Annotated in this window: 19 protein-coding genes and 1 pseudogene; 14 read left to right on the top strand and 6 right to left on the bottom strand. The window is 63.8% G+C overall.

The window, feature by feature from the left end:
• From FJ941_RS14725 to FJ941_RS14790, 14 genes are all read left to right on the top strand, one after another.
• Positions 1-724 (top strand): extracellular solute-binding protein (locus FJ941_RS14725; protein ID WP_140506584.1); only part of this gene is annotated, 724 nt, incomplete at its 5' end.
• A 125-nt stretch (positions 725-849) separates the two neighbouring features.
• A complete protein-coding gene (locus tag FJ941_RS14730) occupies positions 850-1,797 on the top strand; it encodes a sugar ABC transporter permease (protein WP_095771946.1) in 948 nt (315 codons plus the stop codon).
• Positions 1,794-2,744 (top strand): carbohydrate ABC transporter permease, encoded by a 951-nt coding sequence (locus tag FJ941_RS14735; RefSeq protein WP_027142892.1) that lies wholly within the window; start codon positions 1,794-1,796, stop codon positions 2,742-2,744. The genes FJ941_RS14730 and FJ941_RS14735 overlap by 4 nt, the downstream gene beginning before the upstream one ends.
• Positions 2,741-2,947, top strand: a complete 207-nt coding sequence (locus FJ941_RS14740) for a hypothetical protein (protein ID WP_140506591.1) — start codon at positions 2,741-2,743, stop codon at positions 2,945-2,947. Before FJ941_RS14735 ends, FJ941_RS14740 begins: the two co-directional genes overlap by 4 nt.
• Positions 2,948-2,949: 2 nt before the next feature.
• Positions 2,950-4,062: an ABC transporter ATP-binding protein gene (locus FJ941_RS14745; protein ID WP_140506593.1), complete on the top strand. Its 1,113-nt coding sequence runs from the start codon at positions 2,950-2,952 to the stop codon at positions 4,060-4,062.
• Positions 4,055-5,068, top strand: a complete 1,014-nt coding sequence (locus FJ941_RS14750) for an ABC transporter ATP-binding protein (RefSeq protein ID WP_140506595.1) — start codon at positions 4,055-4,057, stop codon at positions 5,066-5,068. The genes FJ941_RS14745 and FJ941_RS14750 overlap by 8 nt, the downstream gene beginning before the upstream one ends.
• A 71-nt stretch (positions 5,069-5,139) precedes the next feature.
• Positions 5,140-6,783, top strand: a complete 1,644-nt coding sequence (locus FJ941_RS14755) for a dihydroxyacetone kinase subunit DhaK (RefSeq protein ID WP_140506597.1) — start codon at positions 5,140-5,142, stop codon at positions 6,781-6,783.
• Positions 6,784-6,855: 72 nt separating this feature from the next.
• Complete coding sequence (dhaL, locus tag FJ941_RS14760) at positions 6,856-7,458, top strand: dihydroxyacetone kinase subunit DhaL (RefSeq protein WP_140506885.1); 603 nt, start codon at positions 6,856-6,858, stop codon at positions 7,456-7,458.
• Positions 7,455-7,844, top strand: coding sequence for a dihydroxyacetone kinase phosphoryl donor subunit DhaM (dhaM, locus tag FJ941_RS14765; RefSeq protein ID WP_140506598.1), 390 nt, complete (start codon positions 7,455-7,457; stop codon positions 7,842-7,844). Before dhaL ends, dhaM begins: the two co-directional genes overlap by 4 nt.
• Positions 7,845-7,865: 21 nt before the next feature.
• Positions 7,866-8,168, top strand: coding sequence for an HPr family phosphocarrier protein (locus FJ941_RS14770; RefSeq protein ID WP_140506600.1), 303 nt, complete (start codon positions 7,866-7,868; stop codon positions 8,166-8,168).
• Between the two features lie 41 nt (positions 8,169-8,209).
• Positions 8,210-9,784 carry a phosphoenolpyruvate--protein phosphotransferase gene (ptsP, locus tag FJ941_RS14775; RefSeq protein WP_181169808.1) on the top strand — a complete coding sequence of 525 codons (1,575 nt, stop codon included), beginning with the start codon at positions 8,210-8,212 and terminating at the stop codon, positions 9,782-9,784.
• A gap of 9 nt (positions 9,785-9,793) precedes the next feature.
• Positions 9,794-10,216, top strand: a complete 423-nt coding sequence (locus FJ941_RS14780; protein WP_140506603.1) for a hypothetical protein — start codon at positions 9,794-9,796, stop codon at positions 10,214-10,216.
• Positions 10,217-10,255: 39 nt separating this feature from the next.
• Complete coding sequence (gene dhaK, locus FJ941_RS14785; RefSeq protein WP_140506605.1) at positions 10,256-11,242, top strand: dihydroxyacetone kinase subunit DhaK; 987 nt, start codon at positions 10,256-10,258, stop codon at positions 11,240-11,242.
• Between the two features lie 70 nt (positions 11,243-11,312).
• On the top strand, positions 11,313-12,335 hold the full coding sequence (locus tag FJ941_RS14790; protein WP_181169810.1) for a nucleotidyltransferase family protein: 1,023 nt from the start codon (positions 11,313-11,315) through the stop codon (positions 12,333-12,335).
• Between the two features lie 8 nt (positions 12,336-12,343).
• Here FJ941_RS14790 and FJ941_RS14795 read toward each other — a convergent pair whose 3' ends face one another.
• From FJ941_RS14795 to FJ941_RS29450, 6 genes and pseudogenes are all read right to left on the bottom strand, one after another.
• Positions 12,344-13,327 (bottom strand): serine kinase, encoded by a 984-nt coding sequence (locus tag FJ941_RS14795; protein ID WP_140506609.1) that lies wholly within the window; start codon positions 13,325-13,327, stop codon positions 12,344-12,346.
• Entirely contained in the window at positions 13,324-13,758 is a 435-nt protein-coding gene (locus tag FJ941_RS14800) for a lasso peptide biosynthesis B2 protein (protein ID WP_140506610.1), read from the bottom strand. Before FJ941_RS14800 ends, FJ941_RS14795 begins: the two co-directional genes overlap by 4 nt.
• A 12-nt stretch (positions 13,759-13,770) precedes the next feature.
• Positions 13,771-14,061: a PqqD family protein gene (locus FJ941_RS14805; RefSeq protein WP_140506612.1), complete on the bottom strand. Its 291-nt coding sequence runs from the start codon at positions 14,059-14,061 to the stop codon at positions 13,771-13,773.
• Between the two features lie 432 nt (positions 14,062-14,493).
• Positions 14,494-14,730: pseudogene (locus tag FJ941_RS29445) on the bottom strand (DUF2259 domain-containing protein); the annotation flags it as partial.
• 45 nt (positions 14,731-14,775) lie between these two features.
• Positions 14,776-14,904: a hypothetical protein gene (locus FJ941_RS29680; protein WP_281405569.1), complete on the bottom strand. Its 129-nt coding sequence runs from the start codon at positions 14,902-14,904 to the stop codon at positions 14,776-14,778.
• A 105-nt stretch (positions 14,905-15,009) separates the two neighbouring features.
• A complete protein-coding gene (locus FJ941_RS29450) occupies positions 15,010-15,306 on the bottom strand; it encodes a hypothetical protein (RefSeq protein ID WP_246673835.1) in 297 nt (98 codons plus the stop codon).
• Positions 15,307-15,381 lie beyond the last annotated feature (75 nt).

A 15,381-nucleotide genomic window follows, 5' to 3' on the forward strand; every position in this document is an offset into this window, starting at 1 on the left:
GATCTACACCGAGCGCGGTTCCGAAGGCATCACCATGGGTGCCATGGACGTGCTCTACAGCTATGGCTTCCAGTACGAAAACTCGAAGAAGCCCTACGAGATGGAAGGCCTCGTCAACTCCGAGAAATCGGTGAAGGGGCTGGAATTCTACAAGGCGCTCTACGACTGCTGCACCCCTCCGGGCGCCTCGAACAGCTACATGGGTGAAGGCGTCGATGCCTTCAAATCCGGCCAGGTGGCGATGCACATGAACTTCGCCTTCACATGGCCGGGCCTGCAGAAGGACGAGAATGTCGGCGGCGACAAGATCGGCTATTTCGTCAATCCCAAGGGGCCGGACGGCGACCAGTTCGCGCAGCTCGGCGGCCAGGGCATTTCGGTGGTGTCCTATTCCGACAAGCAGGAAGCGGCGCTGAAATACATCAAGTGGTTCGCCAACAAGGACGTGCAGGCCAAGTGGTGGTCGCTCGGCGGCTATTCCTGCCTGAATGCGGTGGTCAAGGATCCGAAATTCCCGGCCAGCCAGCCCTATGCTCAAACCTTCCTCGACTCGATGGCCATTGTGAAGGACTTCTGGGCCGAGCCGAGCTACGCACCGCTGCTGCAGGCGTCGCAGAAGCGCTTCCACGACTATGTCGTCGCCGGCCAGGGTTCGGCCAAGGATGCGCTCGACGGGTTGGTCAAGGATTGGACGCAGGTCTTCCAGGACGATGGCAAGATGTAGCCGCGAGGCAATATCCAGGCTCCTCCCGAGCTGTGACCGCCGCGTCCCGTGCCGACCTTGGCACGGGACGCGGTTCAGATAAATTCCATCACAGAGACGCCCAAGTGACCGAAGCAGGACTCACCATGCTCAATCGGACCGCGGAGAACGTTGCCCGGGCAACCCCGGAACCGTTGGCGCGCAAGGTCCGGGGCATCAGCGACAAGGGCCTCGCCTGGCTGTTCATCTCGCCGACGATCCTGTTGCTGCTCGCCATCAATATCTTCCCGCTGTTCTGGGCGATCTATCTGTCGTTCACCAATTTCCGCGCCAACCGCCCCAACGAAGTGGTGAAGAACCTCGGTTTCGCCAACTACCAGCGCATCCTCGGCGACCAGGACATCTGGATCGCTATGCAGACGACGGCGCATTTCGTGTTCTGGACCATCCTCTTGCAGACGCTGATCGGCTTCACACTGGCTTGGCTGATCGACAGGAAGTTCCGCGGCCACGCCTTCTGGACGACGCTGATCCTGGTGCCGATGATGCTGTCGCCGGCGGTGGTCGGCAATTTCTGGCGCTTCCTCTACGAGCCTCAGATCGGGCTGTTCTCTTATGTGATCTCGTTCGTGTCGGGCATTCCGCCGACAAGCATCCAGATGCTCTCCAACGTCTCGCTGGCACCGTGGTCGATCATCATCGTCGACACCTGGATGTGGACGCCATACGTGATGCTGATCTGCCTCGCGGGCCTGCGTTCCATCCCTGAATACATCTATGAGGCGGCCGAGGTCGACCGTGCCTCCAACTGGCGACAGTTCTGGTCGATCACCCTGCCGATGGCGCTACCCTTCATCATGCTGGCGGTGCTGTTTCGCGGCATCGAGAACTTCAAGATGTTCGACATGGTCAATCTGCTGACCGGCGGCGGACCGGGCTCCACCACCGAGGTGGCCTCGATCACGCTGAAGCGGCAGGCCTTCGAAAGCTGGCGCACCGGCTATTCGTCAGCCTTCGCCATCATCCTGTTCGTCGCGGTGTTCGGTCTCGCCAACATCTACGTCAAGGCGCTCAACAAGGTGAAGCAGAGATGAGCCTGACCACTGCCCATTCGGTCGTCGCCCCCTCGGCAGGTTCGAAGCGCATCGCCGGCGCCATCATCATCGCCTACGCGCTGATCTCGATCGTGCCGCTGTTGTGGATCTTCGCCACCAGCTTCAAGACGCCGCCGGACTCGATCGCCTATCCGCCGAAGATCGTGTTCCAGCCCAGCATCGAGGGCTACTGCAATTTGTTCACGACGCGGACCAGGCAGACGCCGGAATACATCAACTCGCTCGGACCGGCGACCGGCTTCTGCGACGAGACGGTGCGCAAGCGCAACATGGTGATCGCCGGCCCGTCCAACTTCCTGCCGCGCTTCATCAATTCGCTGGTCATCGCCTTCGGCTCGACCTTCTGCGCCGTCTTCCTCGGCACGCTGTCGGCCTATGGCTTCTCGCGCTTCAAGGTGCCGCTCGCGGACGACCTTCTGTTCTTCATCCTGTCGACACGCTTCATGCCGCCGATCGCGGTCGCCATCCCCATCTATCTGATGTACCGCGAGCTTGGGCTGTCGGACACCGCGCTCGGCATGATCCTGCTCTACACGGCGGTCAATGTATCGCTGGCGGTTTGGCTGCTCAAAGGTTTCATCGACGAGATTCCGCGCGAATACGAGGAAGCCGCCATGATCGACGGCTACACGCGGCTGCAGGCCTTCTGGCGCACCGTGCTACCGCAGGCGACCACCGGCATTGCCGCGACCGCCATCTTCTGCCTGATCTTCGCCTGGAACGAATACGCCTTCGCCGCGCTCCTGACCTCGGGCACGGCGCAGACGGCGCCGCCCTTCATCCCGACCATCATCGGCGAAGGGGGACAGGACTGGCCGGCGGTGGCGGCCGGCACGACGATCTTCCTGGTGCCGATCCTTGTCTTCACCATCCTGCTCCGCAAGCAATTGCTGCGCGGCATCACCTTCGGCGCGGTACGCAAATGAGCATGACCAAGCCCATCAAACGCAAGTCGCGCTGGCCGCGCTGGGCAAGGCGCGGGCTGATGGAAAACATCGCGACCGCACTGATCGCCATCGGCTTCCTGATGCTGTTCCAGCCCTTCGCGCTGTCGCTCTACACCTATTCCTTCATCACCATGCTTGCCGGCACGGTGATGTTCATCGTCGTCTCGAAATTCCCGGAATAATCATGGCCGAAATCCGCGTCCAACATCTGAGAAAGGCCTTCGGCGATTTCGTCGCGGTGCAGGACTCCAACTTTGTCGTCGAGGACGGCGAGTTCTTCGTCATGCTCGGGCCATCGGGTTGCGGAAAGACGACGACCTTGCGAATGATCGCCGGGCTCGAGCTGCCGATGCGCGGCCAGATCCTGCTCGGCGGCGACGACGTCACCATGCTCCGGGCCCGCGAGCGCGACATCGCCTTTGTCTTCCAGCTGTTCGCGCTCTATCCGCACATGAATGTGCGCAAGAACATCGGTTTCCCGCTTTTGGCGCAAGGCATGCCGTCGGCCGAGATCCGCACCCGCGTCGAGGAGACCGCGAAGCTTCTGCGCATCGACCATCTGCTCAACAAATCGGTCTCGGGACTGGCGGGCGGTGACCGCCAGCGCGTCGCGCTCGGCCGCGCCATCGTGCGGCGGCCGAAATGCTTCCTGATGGACGAACCGCTGGGGACCCTCGACACCGAATTTCGCGATTTGATGGTCCATGAGTTGCGCGAGCTGCACAACCGTATCCATGCGACGACTGTGTACGTCACACATGACCAGATGGAAGCGATGTCGATGGCCGACAAAATCGCCGTCATGAACCACGGCGTTATCGAGCAGTTCGGCACACCGCGCGAGATCTACGACCGCCCCGCTACCATGTTCGTCGCCGACTTCATCGGCTCGCCGCCGATGAATTTTCTGGGCTTCGGCGGCGGGCTCGCCAAAGGTGCCAAGGAGATCGTCGTCCAGGGTGCCAAGGTAGCGGTGCCGGAAGTGCGCGAGGACATCGCGCCGGCCGACATGGCGCTCGGCATCCGGCCCGAGCACATCCGCTTCGACGATGCCTCCAAGCTGCGCGGCGCGATCTACGGCACCGAATATCTCGGCACCACGCAGATCGTGGCGGTGGAGACGGCAGACGGCATCATCAAGGCGCGCGTGCCGGCCGAAATTCGGCTCAACACCGGCGACCATGTCGGCCTGACGCTGAACAGCGCGCGGCTGTCGCTGTTCGACAAGGGCTCCGGGCGCGCGGTGAGGACGGCGATCCACGATACTGCTTCGGAGCGGAGAGTGCAGTATGGCTGATGTGCGCATCAAGGGCGTGACCAAGAATTTTGGCGAGCAGACCGCCGTCAACAGTCTCGACCTGCATATAACGGACGGCGAATTCGTCGTGCTGCTCGGACCGACCGGCGCCGGCAAGACGACGACGCTGCGGCTGATCGCCGGGCTGGAGCGGCCGGATGCCGGAACGATCGAGATCGGCGGCCACAATGCCACGAACCTGTCACCGGCCGAGCGCGACACCGCTTTCGTCTTCCAGCAATATTCGCTCTATCCGCATTTGTCGGTGTTCGACAACCTCGCCTTCCCCCTGCGCTCGCCGGCACGGAAAATACCGGAAGACCAGATCCGCCGCCGGGTCGAGGAGGTGGCGAAGATGGTGCGCATTCATCACAAGCTTGCCAACCGGTCGACGAAATTGTCGGGCGGCGAAATGCAGCGCGTCGCCATCGGCCGCGCGCTGGTGCGCAAGCCGTCCATCTACCTGATGGACGAGCCGCTGTCGTCTCTGGACGCCAAGCTGCGCGCGGATCTCAGGCTCGAATTGAAACGCATCCAGTCCGAGCTCGGCGCCACCATGCTCTACGTCACGCACGACCAGATCGAGGCCATGACCATGGCCGACCGGATCGGCATCCTCGCCGACGGCGTGATGGTGCAGATCGGCTCACCACGAACCATCTATTCCGAACCGGCAAACCTGCATGTCGCGGCACGGCTTGGCCAGCCCGCGATCAATCTTCTGCCGACCGGGCTTCTGCCTGATAGCGGCGCGCCGGCCGGCACCAGGACGATCGGCGCACGCACCGAGCATCTGGCTATCGAGAAAGCCATGCACGGCCATGCCGACGGCGTCGTCGACTGGGTCGAACATCTCGGCGACCAGAACCATCTGCAAGTGACAGTGGGGCCGAAGAAACTGGTGACGCTGACCGATCCCGACACGGATCTGGCGCAAGGCGACAAAGTGATGATCCGCTACCGGTCGCCGCTCTATTTCGGCGCCGACGGACAACGACTGATGTGAATGGTTTTCGGCATCCCCGCCAAGGTGATGCCAGCTTCTGATTGACGATTGCGAAATACGGGACGAATTCGATGAAGCACTTTTTCAACCGCAGGGAAACGATCGTCACCGAGGCGCTGGACGGATTGTTGCGCACCATTGGCTCAGGCGACCTCGCGCGCCTCGACGGCTATCCCGAGATCAAGGTCGTGCTGCGCGCCGATTGGGACAAGTCGAAGGTTGCCATCGTCTCCGGCGGCGGCGCCGGGCACGAGCCGTCGCATGCCGGCTTCGTCGGCAAGGGCATGCTGACGGCTGCCGTCTCGGGCGAGATCTTTGCCTCGCCAAGCGTCGAAGCGGTGCTGGCGGCCATCCGCGCGGTCACCGGGCCGGCGGGTTGCCTGCTGATCGTCAAGAACTACACCGGCGACCGGCTCAATTTCGGCCTGGCGGCCGAGAAGGCGCGCGCCGAAGGCTTTCGTATCGAAATGGTGATCGTCGCCGACGACATCGCGCTGCCCGATATCGCCCAGCCGCGCGGTGTTGCCGGCACATTGTTCGTGCACAAGATCTCAAGCCATCTGTCTGAAGCCGGCCGCGATCTGGCCGAGATCGTGTCAGCCGCACGTGCGGCTGCGAAGGATATCGTCTCGCTCGGCATGTCGCTGTCGTCCTGTTCGATCCCAGGCCAACAGCACGAAGACAGGTTCGGCGCCGACCATGGAGAGCTTGGACTAGGCATCCACGGCGAGCCCGGCGTTGAGCGCATCGCGGTGCAAAGCGCCGACCGGCTGGTGGCTGTTATGGCGGAGCGGCTCGTGGTGCGGCTCGACCCGACGGCCACCTATGCCTTGCTGATCAACAATCTGGGCTCGGTGCCTCCGCTCGAAATGTCGCTGGTTGCCAATGCGGTGCTTGCCTCGCCGCTCGCCAAGACCGTCAAGCTGACGATCGGCCCCGGGCCGCTGATGACGGCGCTCAACATGAACGGTTTCTCACTGTCGCTGATCAAGCTCGATGCGGCGCGAGAGGCTGCCTTGCTGGCACCGGTCGGCCCGCATGCCTGGATGCCGGCAAAGCCGGTCGTTGCGCCTGCTGTCGAACCTATGACCAAGGCAGCCGGACAAGGCGCGGCGCGCAAGGCCAGCCAGGATGCAGGCACCAGGCGCTTGATCGCCACTGTCTGCGAAAGGCTGATTTCGCTCGAAGCGACATTGAACGGACTGGACGCCAGGGTGGGCGACGGTGACACCGGCTCGACCGTGGCGACCGGCGCGCGCAGCATCCTCGAACGGCTCGATACGCTGCCGCTTGCCGGGCCGGCCGCGACCCTTGGCGCGATGGGCGATATCCTGAGCGCCTCGATGGGTGGCTCCAGCGGCGTGCTGCTATCGATCTTCTTCACGGCGGCGGCGCAGGCAATGGACAGCGATGCGAAGCTATCCAAGGGGCTGCTCGCCGGGCTTGAACGAATGACCTTCTACGGTGGCGCAGAACCGGGCGATCGCACCATGGTCGACGCGCTGGAGCCGGCCTTGAAGGCGCTCGACGGCAAGGGTCTGGAGGAAGCCGCGATAGCGGCCCGACGCGGCGCCGAGGCCACAGCCGCGATGGACAAGGCCAAGGCCGGACGGTCCGCCTATGTCGGCGCCAAATTGCACGGCGTGGTCGACCCCGGCGCCCATGCGGTGGCCGAAGTGTTCGCGGCCGCCGCCACGCTGCTAGTCACGGCCTGACGCATGCACCAGTTGTCGAACGACCGTTCTTTCGCTACTGCGGGCAAGGTGGAAACCGGGAATTCGGGCGACATGACGGCGCTGGACCTTTCGAGGCTGATCACGGCGGCCGCGGACACGATTGCCGCTCACGCCGAGGAATTGACGGCGCTCGACCAGGCGATCGGCGACGGCGACCATGGGCTGAACATGAAGCGCGGCTTCGAAGCCGTGCGCGCCGAGGCCGATGCGTTCGCGGCAAAGCAGCTGCCCGACGCCCTGAAGGCGATCGGCACCAAGCTGGTGATGACGGTGGGCGGTGCCTCCGGCCCGCTCTTCGGCACGCTGTTCATGGCGCTCGGCAAGGAGATTTCGGCGGAGCCCGACCATGCCAACCTGACGGCTGCCTTCGGCAAGGCGATCGAAGCGGTGGCCGCGCGCGGCAAGTCACAAGTCGGCCAGAAAACAATGCTCGATGTGCTGCAGCCCGTGCGTGACGCGTTGGCCGGGGGAAAGACGGCGGCTGAAATAGCCGACATCGCCGACGCCGCGGCCGAAGCGACCGTGCCGATGAAGGCGCTGCGCGGCCGTGCCTCGTTCCTCGGCGACCGCTCCATCGGCCATATGGATGCCGGCGCGCGCTCGACCGCGCTGCTGGTGCGCACGGTGGCGCAAATCATCGGGGACAAAGCATGAGCAATGTCGGGATCGTGATCGTGTCGCATTCGCCGCTGGTCGCGGAGGGCACGGCCGACATGGTACGCCAGATGGTGGGCGACGAAGTGCCGCTTGCGTGGTGCGGTGGAAATGGCCATGGCGGGCTCGGCACCAATGTCGAGGCGATCATGGGCGCCATCGACAGGGCCTGGTCGGAAGCTGGCGTTGCCGTCCTTGTCGATCTCGGCGGCGCCGAGACCAACAGTGAAATGGCGGTCGAGATGATCGGCGAGCCGCGTGCGCACAAAATCATCGTCTGCAACGCGCCGATCGTCGAGGGCGCGGTGATGGCGGCGACCGAGGCATCCGGCGGCGCCTCGCTGCGGGAAGTGGTCGCGACGGCGCACGAATTGTCGCCGTCGTGAGTGAACGGGATTTTTGAAGACATGTCGGAAACCGCCGAAGCGACCGTCCTGATCACCCACGATGTGGGCCTGCATGCGCGTCCTTCGGTGAAGTTCACCAAGCTGGCCAAGAGCTTTGCCGCCGACGTGGAAATTGCACTCGCCGCCAACGGCCCATGGTTCGATGCCAAGAGCATCGTCAAGGTGATGGCGGCCAAGGCACCGAAGGGCACGGTGCTGCACATCAGGGCCAAAGGCGATGGTGCCGATGATGCTGTCCGCGCGCTGATCGAACTGGTGCAGCGCGATTTCGACGAGGATGCCGGCCATGTCCGCTCGGCTTGAGTGCGATCCATGCCTTGGCCTGCCCGCTGGGAATGCGGGCCATGCGCATTGAGGGTGTTCCAGCCTCGGCCGGCTATGCCGAGGGGCCTCTGTTCGACCTCGGCCGGCCTGCAAGCATCTACGCGAGCAAGGCAAGCGCCGCGGAAGAGAAGATGTCGCTGGAGGCAGCGATCGGCAAGGCGGTGAACCGGCTCGTGGTCATGATCGAAACCGCCGACAGCGATGCCGCCGGCATACTCGAATTCCACCTCGCCATGCTGGAAGATGACGCGCTTAGCGGACCGGCCTTCGCGTCGATCGCTTCCGGAAAACCCGCCGACGTGGCCTGGCGGCAGGCACTCGATGCCGAGATCGCCGGCTACGACGCCTCGGACCAGGATTATTTCCGCGCCCGCGCCACGGACCTGCGCGACATCAGGGATCAGGTGCTGCGCGCCCTGACCGAGGACGGTGGCAGCACGGCACCGGCCGGCGCCATCCTCCACGGCGAGGACATCGCGCCGACGCGCTTTCTCGAAACCGACTGGAGCAATGGCGGCGGCATCGCGCTGGAGGCAGGCAGCACCGCCAGCCACGTCGCCATGCTGGCGCGCTCGCGTGGCGTGCCGATGGTCGTGGGTCTGCGCGAGCCGCTCACCGCTGTTGCCGGCATCGCGCTGCTCGACGCGGAGCACGGCAATATCGTTCTGGCGCCCTCGCCTGTGGAGATCGGCTCGTTCCGGCAGGCATCCTCCGCCTTCACCGCCCGCCAAGGCGACGCGCGCACCTTTCTGGCACGGCCTGCGGCGACGAAGTACGGCACCGCGGTGCGGGTGCAGGTCAACATCGCCGACCCCAGCGATGTCGAGGCCATCGACATCGCGACTTGCGACGGTGTCGGCCTGATGCGCACGGAATTCCTGTTCGGCAAGACGCTGCCGGATGAAGAGACCCAGTATCGCGCCTATCGCAAAGTGCTGGAATGGGCCGGCGAAAAACCAGTGACGATCCGTACCGTCGATGCCGGAGGCGACAAGCCGGTGCCGGGCTTCACCGTCGAGGAAGGCAATCCGTTCCTTGGCCTGCGCGGCATCAGGCTGTCGCTGGCCAGGCTCGACATATTCCGTGTTCAAATCAGGGCATTGCTGCGCGCCGCACCACACGGCAATCTCAAAGTCATGTTTCCGATGATCGCCACATCAGAAGAGTATGAACGCGCCGCCACCCTGTTCGCCGAGGAACGGGCAGCCCTTGCCGCGCGCGGCATCGCGCAAGAAATGCCGCCGCTCGGCATCATGGTCGAAGTGCCTTCGGTGGCCATCGCGCCGGAGGCGTTCGCCGGCGTCGCCTTCCTGTCGATCGGTTCCAACGATCTGACGCAATATGTAATGGCGGCCGCGCGCGACAATGCCGCTGTGGCCCACCTGAATTCTGTTCGTCATCCCGCGGTGCTTAGGCTGATCGGTTCGGTCTCGGCCTTCGGACGGGAAACCGGGATTCCCGTCAGCCTGTGCGGGGATGCCGGCGGCGACCCCGCCTCGATCCCGTCGCTGCTGGAGGCCGGCCTGCGCGATCTCTCGGTCGCGCCGGCGCAACTCGCCATGGCCAAGGCGGCCATCGCGGACGTCCCGGTCTAGGCGGCAGGCATGATCGATATCAAACCCGAGCCCGGCTCCGAAGAAGCGATCCGCGCCTACAAAACGATCCTGTCGCAGGTCATCGACCAGCGTCCGTCCGGCATGCGCCAGCGCCTTGCCGACGCGCTTGGCAAGCACCGCAGTTTCGTCACGCAGATTTCGAGCCCCACCTATTCGATCCCGATTCCGTCGAAGCATCTGCCCGCCATTTTTTCCGTCTGCCATTTCAGCCAGGCCGAGCGGGACCAGTTTCTCGCCGCCTACCATCAGGCCCATCCAGGGAAGATCTCGATCGCCGCGGGCGCGCGCAAGACAAGGCACGTTTCGCTCATCGTGCCGGATTTCGGCGACGACAAACAGAATGCGGCGCTCGACCGCGCGATCAACGAATTCATCCAGAAGGTCACCAGCATCACCGGCAAGAGTGGCTGATTGCCCCTTGATGTCAGGCTATTTCGGGAGGAGACGGCCGTGAAGAAATTCATGAACTCGGTGGACACGGTGCTGACCGAGAGCCTCGACGGTTTCGTGGCCGCTCATGCCGACATCCTGGTGCTAGGCGAGGAGCACAAATTCATCCGCCGCAAGATGCTCAAGCCGGGCAAGGTGGCGCTGATCTCCGGCGGCGGCTCCGGCCACGAGCCGCTGCATGGCGGCTTTGTCGGCCATGGCATGCTGGACGCCGCCTGCCCCGGCCAGGTGTTCACCTCGCCGACGCCGGACCAGATGCTGGCGGCCGCGCAGGCTGTCGACACCGGCGCCGGCTGCCTGTTCATCGTCAAGAACTATGAGGGCGACGTGATGAACTTCGACATGGCGGCGGAAATGTCGGAAGGCGTGCTTCAGGTGGTGACCAATGACGACGTCGCTGTCGAGAATTCGTCCTACACGACCGGACGGCGCGGCGTCGCCGGCACGCTGGTGGTGGAAAAGATGGTCGGCGCCGCCGCCGAGCACGGGCTGGCGTTGCCGGCGTTGAAGGCGCTGGGCGAGCGTGTCAACGACGCGACCCGCTCGATGGGCGTGGCGCTGACCAGTGGCACCGTGCCGGCGGCCGGCAAACCGACCTTCGACATCGGCGATGGCGAGATGGAATTCGGCGTCGGTATCCATGGCGAGCCCGGCCGCCGCCGCGACACCTTGAAGAGCGCCGATGCGATCGCGCAGGAGATCTGTGCCACGATCCTTGGGGATCTGGATGGCCAGGCGAAAGGCCCGGCGCTGCTGTTCGTCAACGGTTTCGGCGGCACGCCGCTGATGGAGCTCTACTTGATGTACAACAGCGCTCGCCGGATTTTCGAGAAGCATGGCATGACGATTGCCCGCTCGCTGGTCGGCACCTATGTCACCTCGCTCGACATGGCCGGCTGCTCGATCACGCTGACCCTGCTCGACGACGAACTGACGGACTGGTGGGACGCACCTGTCCACACGGCCGCGCTGCGCTGGGGCCTATAAGGCTGGCTTCGGCCGCGCTTTTCTGCAACCATTCTGGACAATCCACTTAGCCATGGATTTGCCCGGGTTGATGCTGCCCTCCCTCACCTTCGCCGAAGAAAGACTGCTGCTGCGCTTGGCCGATCCGGAGGCCGCGGCGGTCGAGGACAATTTGTCGGCGAAGGCACTGTCGGCGTTGCTCGACAATGCCGAATTCCACGGTGTCCTGCCGATTATGCTGCGTAAGCTCAGGGAGCGCGGCGACGCGCGCCTGTCTCAAGATTCAGGCCTGCAATCCAAGCTGGATGATCTGCGCCAGAAGGCGACGATCGCCACCGGCCATTCGATGCTGCTGCAGTATCATGGTGACCGCATCATGAAGGGGATGGCGGCGGAAGGCATTCCGGCGCGGATCGTCAAGGGACCGGTCTTCGCGCGAAAACTCTATCGCAACATTTCCGACCGGCCGTTCACCGACATCGACATCCTCGTCGAGCCCGCCAACCTTGCGCGGGCAAACCAGGTGATCGCGGCGTCAGGCTTCGAGCTTGGCAGCAACGAAGCCGAATCCTACCAGCTGCAGGAGTTCAAATGGCAGGAGAAGGAGAACTCCAGCCTGCTGGTCGAGCTGCATGGCGACCTTGTGCACGACACCGGCATGCGGCGGCGCCTGTCCCTGGGCTTTCGCGAGCTGGGCATCATTGACGGCGAGGCGACGGACACGCCGGCAGCCCTTTTGACGATCGCCATCGTGCATGCGGCAGGGGGGCATAAATTCCACCGGCTGCAGCTTTGTGTCGACGTGCTGCAAGGCGTACGGGCGCTACAGTCGCCGAAAGCCGAGGAACGCTTGCTCGACGCCGCCCGCATGACCGGCATCGAACTCGAACTGGCGATCGTGCTCAACGTGACCGGCCAGTTGTTCGACGAATCGCATGCGCTCGAACTCGCCGCTCGGATCAAGCCCGACCTGTCGATACGGCTGGCCAAAAAGCTGATCACGACGAACACGCTGCTCAGGGTCAATTCCCGGGAGAAGATCGGCTCGCGCCTGCGTCGCGATGCGTTCCGCTGGATCCAGCGGCTGGCCAAGGCCAGGCCATACGCGGCTTGAAGTGGCCGTCAGTCCCGTGACGTCAATGTGGCGCTTATCAGCGCCGCCGCATCGGCCGGACGCGCGCCCACTTCCAGGGTGAAGGCCGGCACCGAGGAGACCAGCTTGCCGATCGTCGCCAGCCGGCGCTTCTGCAGCGGCAGCAGGCCGGTCATGCCGGTGCGGACATTGTCCATCGCCAGCGCCACCGTCGCGTCGGTCCGGGCCATGGACGTGAGCCGGGTTTCTTCGTCGGCCGATCGCGCAAGGTGCAGGAGTGCTGCTACCGGACGGGCGGTCGGGTTCTCGATTTTTATGATCCCACCCAGCTTTTCCAGCGAAACAGCCTGTTCGCCGTAACGGTCCCAGGACGGCCCGAGACATGGCGCCACAAGCGGGATCATCCGCGCGGTCTTCTCATGGATCTTGACGTGGCGGGGCAAACCCCAGGCAACAGGCCTGGCGGAAGCGACATCCAGGATCATGGCATCGTCGGAGCACAGGCCGAATCCTTGCGTTGCCAAGGCCAGCGATGTGGTGGTCTTGCCGGTACCGCTCGGGGCATGGACCAGCACGACGGCGTCGCTGCCCGGCAGCGTCAGGCCCGCCGTGTGCAGCATATGTTGGCCGCCGGCATCGAGTGCTGCGTCCAGCATCAGCATCGATGGCGTCCAGGCGGCCTTGCTGTCGGGCACGATGCGGAGTCGAGCCCAGCCCTTCTCGTTGATCTCGACGGTCTGGCGCCCCGGCAAGACCAGATGCACGCTGGCGCCGTCCGTGATCATCCGGCAGTAGCCGTCGTCCGGTATCTCGCCGTCAAAGACCAGGGATCCGGCGGGTGTCTCGTCCAATGTTTCCGCCTCGACGATGTCGAGATGAAAATCCGCTTCGGTCGAACCTTCGACGCGCAGGCTGGCGAGCATCCTGTCGAAGCCCAGCCATAGTCCGGCGCGGTCGGCCGAAATGCCGAGGACATGGCCGTTGAGATCATAGAAGGCGCAAGGTCTGGTCAAGCGGCGCGCACTTTCGAGGCGCGGTCATGGTGGCGATAGATCTCGACCATGCCGGGAAGGCTGTCGCTGACCACCGGCCCGCCGTCGAGGCAGACCCAGCAATGCGCCGACAGCCGCGACGCTTGCAGCGACTTCGGATCGACGCCGAAGCGCAACTCCGGATCGAAGCCGGCAAGGCGCAGGAAACGGTGGCCGAGCAGTCCTTCCCGCAGGCATCTGCGGTCGCGCATCAGCCAGGGACGGCGCACGGCACGGTTGACACGGGCGATAATGTAGGGGGCTGGCAAGCCGCGATAGGGCGTCGGCGAAGCGAGGGGCGCCCATTTCAGCACCTCCTCGAAGCTGCGGTTGGCAATGAGGACCGGCATCAGCCGCGCGCTTGCCCAGAGATGGCAGCGAAACAAGGCGCGCAAGAGAGGACTGTCCGCCATCAAGCAGTCCTTTCAGCTATCGAGTCCTGGAGCGGCGAGAATGCCTTCCGAAACAAGATCGGTGGCCAGCGCCGCCATGTCCTCGTCAAGCGTGCCCTTGTCGACCTCGAACTCCTCGCAAAGCAGGCCGACGATCTGGCCGAGGTTGCGCGCGCCATCCACTTTGTCGAGAAAAGCTTCGGTCGTGCCGTTGCAGGTATAGAGTTGACCGCTGCGCGCCAAAAGCACGACCGCGCCGTCGCCGACATGCTGAACCGAGGCATCGTCCGCCAGCCGCAGAACCGTTCCAGAGGCAATTTCCATCACGAACCCCAAAAGCGATGCAAAACCCCGAAATGAGATAGCGCGGTGGTGGGGCGCTGTCTATCGGCCGGCTGGGTAGGGCCCGCAGGCCTCTATGTTTGCGACAGGCTCTCGTCAGGCCGCAACGTCCATCCACGGCCGAAATCGTCCCAGAAGCAGTCGTCGGAATGACGCGGCAGGCGAGTGCGTTGACCGGCAAGACCGTTGCTTTTCTTCCCTTGGGTAAGGTAAGAACTCCCCGGGACCTGGGGAGATAAGCGTATGCGTTACAATTGGGAGCGGGCTCCAACGACTTTCGAACGTCATCGAAAAGCTCTTGCGACAGCCATTTTGATCTTCGGCGGTGTCGGCCTCATGCTGGTGGCCTTGCCGATCTAGTGCAATCCACATTTCCAGCGAATCCTGTTCGTTAGACGGCTATCGATGGATCGCTCAGCGGAGCTGTCCGGTCACGGCGATGAAGCGGCGATCACGCCCTTCAAAGCCTTGGCTGAAGCGCTGCACCAGCACGACGATCACCGCCGGCTTGCCAGCCGGTGTGTATTCATAGGATTCCGACAGGCTGTAGGAGCTCGGGCAGTTCCTCGAGCCCGGTACGGCCTTGTCCTCATGCAAGGTCCTGAAAGGCTTGCCGTCCTGGCCTTGCAGCGTCAGCCGGAAACCGAGCGCCTTGCCCGATGTGTCGCCTTGCTGGGTGTCATCGAAGCTCGCCGATCAATCGGCCGTGCTGCCGGCCAGAATCTGTTCCAGCTGGATCGTCGAAACCCCGGTTTCGTCATAGAGCGGCGAAAGCCATTTCCGTGACACCTGCTCAAGGCGAGGAATGTCGTTGTAGGCGACCATCTCACCGGGAAAGGTGAACTTGTCGGAAGCCGTCTGCTTGCCGCGCGATGCGATGGCATATTTGGCAAGGGTGGGTCCTGCCTTGGCGGCCGCTTGCGCCCTTGCCTAATCAAGGCTCAGCGTCGATTCCTCGGATTCGTCGACAATCAGGATCGGCTTGCCACCGACGAACTCGTCGGTTCTGATATCAATGATATCAATCTCGGAATAGCCGGAGGCCGAGGCACCGGCGTCAAGCGTTCCATATTGTTCGAAGGCGAAATAAACGCCATCGGGCGAGAAGCCGATGATGCGCCGTGCCGCGGCATCTCCGGCATGGGCGCTCCCGGCTGAAACCGCCAGTGCCACGCCAATTGCCAGCCCAATCGCCGGCCTTGCCGCGATAGACCACCGATGGTGCATTCGTTCCCCCCTCAGGTACCGCACTTCACGACACCGCGCGTGTCAGGTCAAGACGCGGCCGACTGAGACGAAAAT

The sequence above is a fragment of the Mesorhizobium sp. B2-3-13 genome (assembly GCF_006442195.1).
In the GTDB taxonomy this organism is placed as follows: domain Bacteria; phylum Pseudomonadota; class Alphaproteobacteria; order Rhizobiales; family Rhizobiaceae; genus Mesorhizobium; species Mesorhizobium salmacidum.